We start from the raw sequence: 10,670 nt of genomic DNA, 5'->3' as shown, positions 1-10,670 counted from the left end.
ACCTCACCAAATTATTGGTAAGGTCTCGCAAACAACTTTAGTTGCCAATAAAGCCGAGGACTGACATCCTGTATTGACGACTTTACTGTATAGCTACTCCCCTTAATGGAAGATGAATATTAACTTTATACGCTAAGTATAGTCCCTGCCATAACCAATCGTCAATTATGTTGAATAAAGGCTCTCCATAGACCTATTAAACAAGAAAAAAATCACATTTAACCCTAATTTTCTAATAAAATATATTGCGGAAATCGAAATTTATTGTGATACTTAAAATTAATAAACAATGAATTATTGAGGTGACTTTATGAATAGTTGCATACACTGTGGAATTTCTTTCGACTTTTATGAACAAGGATACATATTCATTGAATCCAACCAGATTAGTCAACATTTGACTAGTGAATATCAAAAAATGAATGATTATATTGCTTTCACTCCTTACAGCTCTTTAGACATGGTTCAGAGTGAATTAGAGCGATTGCAATATTCTACTGATTTGCGAATGGGACTGTCCCGTACAAAGCGTACTACGAGACTCATTGATTTAAAAACATTCGAGTTGCGTTTTAATGAAAAAGAAACCGTAAACTTTATCCAACACGGTCAATTTGTTAGTTACTTACAACCCATCATTTCTTTGAACTCAAAAGAACTGTATGGCTACGAATCATTATTGCGTACAAATGATCCGCAAATTAACTTATCACCTGGGAAGTTATTTGATGTAGCTACCAAAACTGGACTTCACTCTTTATTGGACCAACGAGCCCGTGAAGAAGCGGTAAAAGCACGTGTAGGAAAAGTTCCTGCTGGCACAAAAAGCTTTATAAACTTCTTACCTTCTACTATCTATAATCCTGATTTCTGCTTACAACATACGTTTAAAATCGTTGAAAAATACCAAGTGAATCCTGAAGACTTAGTATTTGAGGTAGTTGAAACAGAAAAGATTGAAGACGTGAATCATTTGAAGAAAGTCCTAGACCGCTACAAAAAAGAAGGCATGAAAGTAGCGTTAGACGATGTAGGATCAGGATTCTCAACGCTTGATATGTTGGAATTATTGAGACCGGATTATGTGAAAATTGATCGTTCATACATTAGTAATTGCGACCAGGATCAAGGCAAGATAGACTTCCTGAAAGAAGCAAATGAACGGGCACATGCTCTCGGTATTATTACCCTCGCTGAGGGAATAGAACGAATTGAAGAAGCGCAAGTTTGTGCAAGTTTAGGTTATGATTTAGGACAAGGTTATCTTTTCGGAAAACCTGCAGAGACCGTTACAAACCCAGAAATAATTTCGATTACTTAAGATAAGCGAGTGCCTTTACATGGTACTCGCTCCTTTTCATTCAAATACACAATACGTAAAAAAACCGATACTCCGTAAATGTTGGAGTACCGATTTCCCAAAATAAAAACAAATAGGAACTTTTAATTAAAGTTACGTCCTTGTTTATTCGCGATATCATTTGTTAAGTCATTTAAATTTTGTTCGTTTTGATTTTCGTTTGATTGATTGTTTAAATCTTTTTCGCTTTGATAATCTTCTTGTTGATTATTAATGACTTGGTCTCCATGATTATCGTGAAGTTTTTGATTTTGCTTCAATTCTTTTTCATTCTCTTCTTGCTGCTTTTGACGCTTTTCTACTTCTTGATGTTCGGGTTCAAATTCCGGAAACTCTTCTTTTTTAGTCAATGTAATATGCCTCCCTTAGAATTTCTAGCTTACATGTATTATTCCCTTCAGGACGGTAAACAAACATGGAATTGAATAATATGGATTTAGACCTACTATCATTTTTAGAGAGCCTATTTTTTAACCCTAGGACTTTCGACTGAAATATGTTTGAAATTACTTACTCCAGCTTAGAAAGTGGTAGAATCGAATACATATTACTAAAGGTAGAGAGTCAGATCCTGCTTATACACTTTCGGTAAAATTGCACCAGTAATGCTAGGAATTTTTCTACAATCACTTCTCTTAATTAATTGTATAATAGTGGGGCTGAAACTATTTGAAACATTGAAATATGACGGAATTCTACTAAATTTCGTATTTACTAGGTGAAGTAAAATTGAATTGTCCAGTTTTAGTAATATATGATAAAAACTATTAGTTTTTGGATACGTTCACTGTTACACTAAATAGTAGCATTTTGTCAGACTTTTGTGATTCGCATTCTAAATTCTTACTCATTTCAAATTGAATCTAGATAGAACGCTTCGGGAGAAATCATATTTTTTATTGTTTTCTCAAAACACATACAAAGAAACTTTAAAGATTAAGGCGAGCTGTTGAATAATTCTTTCGCTCTGTAGACGACTTAATTCCAGAAATCGAGAGGATTTCAACCTCCTTCTACAAATAACGGAAGAAGGCTTATGAAATGAAGAAAACAAGCTTCACATTTACCGCATTATTAGTATTAATATTTTCAAGTTTTATAGCCTCTGAAACAGCAAAAGCTGCTACAGGTAATCCTAACGCAAATAGTAATGTTTTTTTCTACATCCCACATCAAGACGATGAAGCTTTAACTTTTGGAGTTTCTATTATGGCGCATGTTCAAGCAGGTCATAATGTTCATGTTGTTTTACTAACTGGAGGTACTGCTTCAGTTATTCGAACTTCATTAGGCATGACAAAAACAGAATTTTCTCAAGCTCGAAACCGTGAGTTTGCTCTTTCATTAGCAATAATGGGAGTTAAACCTGAAAATATTATTTACCATAATTACGAAGATGGAAGCTTATCAATATCGGAATTAGAAAAGTTAATTCGTAAATATGAGAATTATCATCCTAATGCAAAGCATAAAGTATTTTCTTACACAGATTGGCATTCTGATCATAAGAACACGGGAATAGCTCTTAAGAATCTACAAATCTCAGGTGTTGTAACAGATGCTCGTTACTATGTAAGACGTGGTGAAAATCCTGTTGGTTATAATCTTATTAAAGAAAATCTGTCTCCTTATTACCGACCATTTTTAATAGCAGTTAGTGCAGCGTACAATATTGAAAATTACAGATTAGGACTTTACGGAATTGGGCATAAGTCGGTTAAAGATTCTTTCAAAGAATTTGAAACTCAACCTATGAGTCGCTATCATAAATAAATAACGCTAAAAAAATTATTATTAACCAAGAATAATTACCCTTATAAATTCTTATTAGGAGATAAATTTACTTACAAGGAGCTCAAAATACATGAAAATTTATGACGTTACAATAGTTGGCGCTGGACCTGCAGGGTTATTCACTGCATTTTATGGAGGCATGCGTCAAATGTCGGTTAAAATCATTGAAAGTTTACCAAATGTCGGAGGTCAGTTAACTGCTCTCTATCCAGAAAAGCACATATATGATATCGCTGGATTCCCAAAAGTTCGTGCAAAAGATTTAGTAGCGAATTTATCAGAACAACTTGCTATTTTTTCACCGACCATCATTACAGGTGAGTCAGTAGAAGACATGACAAGACTTGAGGATGGTACTTGGCAGCTTACGACTGATTCAGATACACACTTAACCAAATCTGTCATATTCACTACTGGAAACGGTGCATTTGAACCAAAACGTTTAGAACTTAAAGAAGCAATGAAATTTGAAGGTACTCAACTGCATTATTTTGTAGACGACATGGGCAAGTTTGCAGATAAAGATGTTGTGTTATTTGGCGGTGGCGATTCTGCAGTAGATTGGGCTCTTATGCTTGAACCAATTGCAAAATCCGTGACGCTTGTTCACAGACGTGATTCATTCCGTGCGCACGAGCACAGTATTGAGTTGCTTCATCAGTCATCTGTTATCGTTAAAACACCATACGTAGTTGATCATTTCGAACCAGAGGGTGAGAATTTCAGACATGTTGCTGTTCGCAATACCAATGGAGACGTTGAATTATTGAAAGCTGATCACGTTATCGTAAACTATGGTTTCCGTTCACATATAGGTAATATGAAAGAATGGGGCATGGACATGGAGCGCCATGCGATTAAAGTGAACTCTAAGATGGAAACGACACTTCCTGGCGTTTATGCTGTTGGTGATAGCAACATCTATGAAGGTAAAGTTAAACTTATTGCATGTGGATTTGGTGAAGCACCAATCGCTATTAATTCAGCAAAACACTTCGTCAATCCAGAAACTAAAAATCATGTGAAGCACTCGACAGACTTGTTTTCACATTAAAAAATGTAGTTTAACACAAAAAAGAGTAGAAGAATTCTTTAAGAATTCCCTACTCTTTTTTTGCATATGCAAATGATTACACTTTTAAAGGTCCTCTATTAGTATCCTCACACAAATGGTTACGCAACTTCGTAATCGGATTATAGAAAAGCTGAATCATGGGACCAATCATCAGAGTAACAAAAATCGTACCCAAACCAATTGGACCTCCAAGTAAGAATGCAATGATTAGCACCCCAAGCTCCATCATCGTTTTTGAGACCGCCATGCTTTTCCCCGTGAGTGTTTGAATAGCTATCATTAAGGTATCCATGGGATTACGTGCTATCTTAGACTGTAAATAACACGCAATGCCCACGGCAATGATTGCCACTCCGCCAATTAACATAGCTAATTGAAGCGCAAGAATAGGCACCTGAAAATCATCAAAAACAAAAATAAGCCAAAAATCAATTAAAAATCCAATTGTAACGACAGGTATCACCGCAGAAACATCAATTCGTTCTTTTAACAGAAGCGCATTGATGAAAATCAGTAATATTCCTACAATAAAAATCCAAGTACCAACACTAAGACCAAAAAGCTCATTTAAGCCCACATACATAGCATCCCATGCACCAGCTCCTAAATCAGCCAATATAATTAAACTAATTCCTAAAGACAAAAATGTTAATCCCACTAAATAAAATACTGCTACAATACTACGATTTTTCATATAAACTCCTTTTTAATCCGCCCATTTGAATGATTGAATTATCTTAACATGAATATACTTGATTTACTATTTTTGCAATTTATAAAAAATAACCTTTTCACTTAAAAGCTAGGATACAATCTATAAAACAGAAAAGGACTGCACAATATTAAGTGCAGTCCATTTTTTATTAACTTAATTTTTTCACCAATTCTTTAACAACCATTGGTGTTGATTGTGGGTTTTGACCCGTGATTAATTTACCGTCTACAACCGATTGCTCTGACCAGTTTGGTCCAGTTACAACAGTCGCTCCAAGTTCGGTAAGTTTGCTCTCTAATAAGAAAGGCATTAACGAGTCAAACGTTGTATCTCGTTCTTCTGCATCTGTAAATGCACTCACTTGTTTTCCTTTAACTAGCGGCTCACCATTTGAAAGAGTAGCACCAACTAAGCCTGCGGGACCGTGACATACTGAAACCACATATTTGTCTGCTTCATAAAATTCACGCAACAATGATTGCAACTTTTTGTTGTTAGGGAAATCAAACATTGTACCATGACCACCTGGTAAGAAAATCACATCGTGATCAGCCATTTCGACTTCATCGATAGATACTGTATTTGCTAAATATGTTTCAGCATTCAAAATCTCTTGTGGTGTGTTTTCATCGATACTACCTGGATCAACAGGTGCTTTCCCACCTTTAATACTACTTATAGTCACATCATATCCTTGTTTCTTAAACTCCAGGTAAGCATCTGCAAATTCTGAAAGCCATGTGCCTGTAGGTTTGTCTTCACCCATTGTGTCTTGACTAGTTAAAATCATTAATATTTTCTTTGTCATTTGTTTTCCTCCTAAAATTCTTTAAAATATATAAAGTGATTTTTTGTTATGTCCACATATGAATTCGTAGCTGTAATCTCTACAAATTCGTACTTACACTATTTACCCATCAGATAAAGAAGAAAACATCTGTAGCACATTCAAAAAAAGAAAGCTGATATTTTCTTGTGTATATTGCACATTGATTGCAATATATCACCTATATACTATTTGTTGTATAATGGAAGAAGCTTCTGTATACACAAATTAGCCTGACAGGAAAGGTTGTTTTCATTATGCCCATACCGCTAAATCACAATAAGCCTGTCCGCATTTCTGCTAAAGAGAATGCTTATAATCAATTACAACAATGGATAATCGATGGAACATTACGTCCTGAAGAAAAGCTAAATGACACCGAGTTAGCTCAAGCATTAGGTGTTAGCAGGACCCCTATTCGCGAATCATTACAACTGCTTGAAGTACAAGGGTTTGTTGAAATGTTTCCTGGAAAAGCAACCCAAGTAACGCAAGTTAAAAAAGAGGATATTATCGACCTTCTCCCTCCACTTGCAGCACTGCAAGCACTATCTGCTGAACTAGCAGTACCCAATTTAGATGATGAAATCATACGCAATTTAGAACATATGAATACAAAGTTTTCAAACGCTGTCCATTCCGAAGATTACTTTTCAGCACTAAAAATAGATGAAGAGTTTCATCAAATTATTGTTGATACAGCAAACAATCCGTACATAACGTCGATGGTAGCCTCTTTACAAGCGCATGTACGAAGACTATTTTTCCATAATTCAATTGTTTTAACGACTAATTCGATACAACAACACGATACTATTATAGACTGCTTGAAAAAGCGGGATGCAACGCTAGTGTCTCAATTGATGCGAGATAATTGGCTACGTGCCATTGAAGAATTTTATTCCCGTGAAGATGATGTTAGGAAGTGACTTTGGAATATCCAGGGTCACTTTTTTCTGTTAAATGAACATAGTTTTTCGTCTAATAATCCACAAAAAAGCCCCACATCTCCCTTTCTTTTTAAAGAACTTGAGATGCAGGGGTTAATTTACTTATGAAGTTACTTTTTTATATACAGGAACAATGGATAGATTGAAAACTCGACCGAGGATTCCAGTCACTATCATGACAAGTATTACTGGAATAAACCAACCTAAACCTTGGCTATAAAATGGCAATGTATTTTCATAAAATGCCACAATCGGTTTCATCCAAGAAAAATAATCCATGCCTAGTGAAGTACACAAGGTTTTAAGTCCATCGATACTACTAATCAGGATTGTCACAATTGTAGCTGATACATACACAATCCTCGCGTGATTAAACAATGATGAAGTAAATGTCAATAACATCAACACGATGGCAAGTGGATAAATAAACATCAATACTGGAATCGAGTACATAATAATATTCGATAAACCGATATTTGAAACAACTAAAGAGAACACTGAAAAAATAACAATGTAAGCTTTATAACTAATTTTAGGGAACAACGAGTTGAAATATTCTCCACAAGCCATCGTCACACCGATACTAGTTGTTAAACATGCTAAGAAAATAATAACCGCCATCAAAATCATGCCGAATGATCCAAAATAATGAGAAGCTGTACCGCTGAGTACCGGACCGCCTGAGTCAAAGATTCCAAGCAATTGTGTGCTCGTTGCACCCAAGTAAGCAATTCCCACATAGACGATTCCTAGCAGTAATGTAGCAATTCCCCCAGATTTTATCGTCGCAAGCAAAATGCCACGCTTCGAAGTGACGCCCATTTTACGAATGGTATTGATGACGATGATTCCAAATACTAGTGACGCAAGTGCATCCATCGTATTATAACCTTCGGTAAATCCTTTCATAAACACTCCACTTGTATAAGCTTCTTGAGGCTCTCCAATAGAACCCATAGGTTTTGCAATAACCATAATTAACAAAATAAATAACAGAACTAAAATAGCTGGCGACAAAAATTTCCCTACTCGGTCTACAAGTTTAGCTGGATTCAGTGCGAACCAAAGAGTAAGCCCAAAGAAGATCAACGTAAATATTCCTAATGCTATTTGTTCAAAGCCACTTCCGACAAACGGGGCAATTCCCACTTCATAAGCGACAGCACCCGTTCTTGGTATCGCAAAAAAAGGTCCAATGGTTAAATACAAAACGGATGTAAAAACAACCGCATAAAGCGGATGGATACGACTTGCGAGATCTTGTAAGCTTCGACTACCCGAATACCCCATCGCTAATAGTCCAAGGAAAGGTAAACCTATACCTGTAATTAAAAATCCGGCGATAGCAACCCAAACATTTGAACCAGCATTCTGACCGAGTGAGGCTGGAAAGATTAAGTTCCCTGCTCCGAAAAATAACGCAAATAACATAACTCCAATAACCATATACGATGAAAACGATAATTTAGTCTCCATATATTTTTCCTCCTATTAAACCTTCTTAGGTTGTGAACTTCGAACCATCCTGTTTTCCAGTATGCAATATATCAATGAAAGTAATCCTACTCTCTTTTTTAGTGAAATGCAATATATTGCATAAAATATTTTAAATAATTCTATTTGTTTGATATTAATAGACACAGAAAAAGCAAAGCTGAAAGAAGCTTTGCTTTTTCTGTGTCTATTATTGCTTTTTTTGAGGTATCTATTTATTCGTAATTCACTTAAAAGACAAAGCGTCTTTAACAGAAAACAATTTAGTGAAAGTTAAGCAAAATAATTTTTAGTAGTTGTATCACTACAATTACAATTTTAAGGAAGACAGGTTTTCATTCCGCTTCAGATGTGTTACCGACTGCACAAAAATCTAAAGAACAAATGGTTGGGCTAGTTAACTAACAGAGAAAAAAACAAACCATACAAATTTAGGCGAAGCTTCTTTTCTTTGCTTCATATCAAACCTCCATATTCCAGACAACTACTTCGACAAGGCTCTGCCCACTTGTCTTCCTGTAAACAAACAACCGCCAAGGAATGTTCCTTCTAATGAACGATAGCCATGAACGCCTCCACCGCCGAATCCAGAAACTTCACCCGCAGCGTATAAGCCTGGTACAGGTTCTCCAGTTGAACTTAACACTCTCCCTGACAAGTCAGTTTGTAGTCCACCAAGCGTTTTTCGGCTAATGATATTTAGTCGTACCGCTATTAATGGACCATTTTTAGAATCCAAAAATTTATGAGGAGCAGCAACACGAATTAATTTATCACCTATGTAATTTCTTGCACCACGTAATGCCGTTACTTGTAAGTCTTTCGTGAATTTATGATTCATTTCTCGATCTCGCGCAACAATTTGCCGCTTCAACTCATCAAACTGAATAAGCCCTTCTCCCGTTAAGTTGTTCATACCTTCTACCAATTCCTCAAGTGTATCGGCAACAATAAAATCTTCTCCTTTATCCATGAACGCTTTAACTGGGGCAGTTGGCCCAGGAAGAACGCGAGCTAATACTTGCCGAATACTTTTACCGGTTAAATCAGGATTTTGCTCTGAGCCAGATAAAGCAAATTCCTTTTCAATCACTTTTTGAGTCAGGACAAACCACGAATGGTCATAACCGGTGTTTTGAATAGTCTCCAGTGTTCCTAGCGTATCGAATCCCGGGAAATTCGGTGCCTCAAGGCGTTTACCTTTCGCGTCCAACCATAGTGAAGAAGGTCCAGGTAAAATACGAATTCCATGCTTCTTCCACACTGGATTCCAATTAGTTATTCCTTCCGTATAATGCCACATACGGTCCCGATTGACGATGCGCCCACCAGCCGCCTCAGTTATTCCGAGCATACGTCCATCGACATGGGCAGGTACTCCTGAAATCATGCGTGTTGGTGCTTTTCCTAATCTTTCTGGCCAGTTTTGACGAATTAAATCAAAGTTCGCTCCTAAACCACCACTTGTCACGACGACCGCTTCCGCTATTTCGCTGAAATTACCCACTATTTCACGTGAGCTCGCTTCACCTCTGCCTACATTACTAGGTTCAAGAATTGCACCGTTTACACCAATCACCGCTCCATTTTCTACAAGTAATTCATCCACGCGATGACGTGGGCGATAATCAACCAATCCATTCTCTATCGCTTTGTGAAGTTTTTCTTCAAATGGTCGTAAAATGGCCGGACCCGTTCCCCATACAATATGAAATCGAGGAACTGAATTACCATGTCCTTCAGCTAAATAACCGCCACGCTCTGCCCATCCCACAACTGGAAAGAAACTAACACCTAAAGACTTTAACCACTCTCTCTTTTCAACAGCAGCAAACTCAACATATGCTTGTGCCCATCTGCGTCCCCAGTAGTCTTCATCCTCTCGATCGAAGCCCGCTGCCCCTTGCCAGTCTTGCCATGCTAACTCAAGCGAATCGTGAATACCTAATCTACGTTGTTCTGGCGTGTCCACTAAAAACAATCCACCAAAAGACCACCACGCCTGTCCTCCAAGTGACGCCTGAGGTTCTTGATCCAACAGGAGAACTCGTTTCCCCGCGTCAGTTAATTCAGCTGTTGCTACTAACCCGGCTAAACCTGCACCTACAACAATGACATCTACTTTCATCCAATTCCCACCTTAATACGTTCTTTATTCTTCTTTAGATTGTATTCTAGAAATTGTTGGTATTTTCCTTTATTGATGTTTTGAGTGCCACCATAAATCTCTTTATCTATGAGATCAAAGGTGAAAGATTGGCTAACTATACATTTTGTACAACCTGCAGTGCCACTTCGTCAACCTGGAGAGCTACTTCGTCAACCTGCAGCGCCACTTCGTCAACCTGGAGAGCTACTTCGTCAACCTGACCATATAATCATCAACTCATCAGCCTATCAACTATAAATCGCTGTATTGCGATGAATCCCATTACTACTATGATTTATTTGTGTAA

10 protein-coding genes are annotated in these 10,670 nt (G+C 37.0%); 5 read left to right on the top strand and 5 right to left on the bottom strand.

The features are described from left to right. The first annotated feature begins 310 nt into the window (after positions 1 to 310). Entirely contained in the window at positions 311 to 1,321 is a 1,011-nt protein-coding gene (locus WBG45_RS12855) for an EAL domain-containing protein (RefSeq protein ID WP_424415142.1), read from the top strand. Between the two features lie 122 nt (positions 1,322 to 1,443). On the opposite strand, the gene WBG45_RS12850 is transcribed toward WBG45_RS12855, so the two are convergent. Then, a complete protein-coding gene (locus WBG45_RS12850) occupies positions 1,444 to 1,710 on the bottom strand; it encodes a hypothetical protein (RefSeq protein ID WP_424415140.1) in 267 nt (88 codons plus the stop codon). A gap of 691 nt (positions 1,711 to 2,401) precedes the next feature. Here WBG45_RS12850 and WBG45_RS12845 point away from each other — a divergent pair. Together WBG45_RS12845 and WBG45_RS12840 are read left to right on the top strand one after the other, a co-directional pair. Continuing rightward, entirely contained in the window at positions 2,402 to 3,133 is a 732-nt protein-coding gene (locus tag WBG45_RS12845) for a PIG-L deacetylase family protein (RefSeq protein ID WP_424415138.1), read from the top strand. 91 nt (positions 3,134 to 3,224) lie between these two features. Continuing rightward, positions 3,225 to 4,208 (top strand): NAD(P)/FAD-dependent oxidoreductase, encoded by a 984-nt coding sequence (locus tag WBG45_RS12840; protein ID WP_424415136.1) that lies wholly within the window; start codon positions 3,225 to 3,227, stop codon positions 4,206 to 4,208. Positions 4,209 to 4,284: 76 nt separating this feature from the next. On the opposite strand, the gene WBG45_RS12835 is transcribed toward WBG45_RS12840, so the two are convergent. Together WBG45_RS12835 and WBG45_RS12830 are read right to left on the bottom strand one after the other, a co-directional pair. Beyond that, a complete protein-coding gene (locus tag WBG45_RS12835; protein ID WP_424415135.1) occupies positions 4,285 to 4,923 on the bottom strand; it encodes a YczE/YyaS/YitT family protein in 639 nt (212 codons plus the stop codon). Positions 4,924 to 5,092: 169 nt separating this feature from the next. After that, on the bottom strand, positions 5,093 to 5,752 hold the full coding sequence (locus WBG45_RS12830) for a type 1 glutamine amidotransferase domain-containing protein (RefSeq protein ID WP_424415133.1): 660 nt from the start codon (positions 5,750 to 5,752) through the stop codon (positions 5,093 to 5,095). Between the two features lie 275 nt (positions 5,753 to 6,027). Between WBG45_RS12830 and WBG45_RS12825 the strand changes: the two genes are divergently transcribed. Then, positions 6,028 to 6,699 (top strand): GntR family transcriptional regulator, encoded by a 672-nt coding sequence (locus WBG45_RS12825; RefSeq protein WP_424415131.1) that lies wholly within the window; start codon positions 6,028 to 6,030, stop codon positions 6,697 to 6,699. Positions 6,700 to 6,822: 123 nt separating this feature from the next. On the opposite strand, the gene brnQ is transcribed toward WBG45_RS12825, so the two are convergent. Both brnQ and WBG45_RS12815 read right to left on the bottom strand, forming a co-directional pair. Further along, on the bottom strand, positions 6,823 to 8,196 hold the full coding sequence (gene brnQ, locus WBG45_RS12820) for a branched-chain amino acid transport system II carrier protein (RefSeq protein WP_424415129.1): 1,374 nt from the start codon (positions 8,194 to 8,196) through the stop codon (positions 6,823 to 6,825). Between the two features lie 502 nt (positions 8,197 to 8,698). Continuing rightward, on the bottom strand, positions 8,699 to 10,342 hold the full coding sequence (locus WBG45_RS12815) for an FAD-binding dehydrogenase (protein ID WP_424415127.1): 1,644 nt from the start codon (positions 10,340 to 10,342) through the stop codon (positions 8,699 to 8,701). Positions 10,343 to 10,462: 120 nt separating this feature from the next. Here WBG45_RS12815 and WBG45_RS12810 point away from each other — a divergent pair, with 120 nt between their 5' ends. Then, a complete protein-coding gene (locus WBG45_RS12810; protein WP_424415125.1) occupies positions 10,463 to 10,621 on the top strand; it encodes a hypothetical protein in 159 nt (52 codons plus the stop codon). The last annotated feature ends 49 nt before the right edge of the window (positions 10,622 to 10,670 follow it).

Origin of the sequence: Paenisporosarcina sp. (genome assembly GCF_049671445.1) — a bacterium.
Lineage (GTDB): Bacteria > Bacillota > Bacilli > Bacillales_A > Planococcaceae > Paenisporosarcina.
This window is presented reverse-complemented; position numbering and strand designations above follow the sequence as displayed.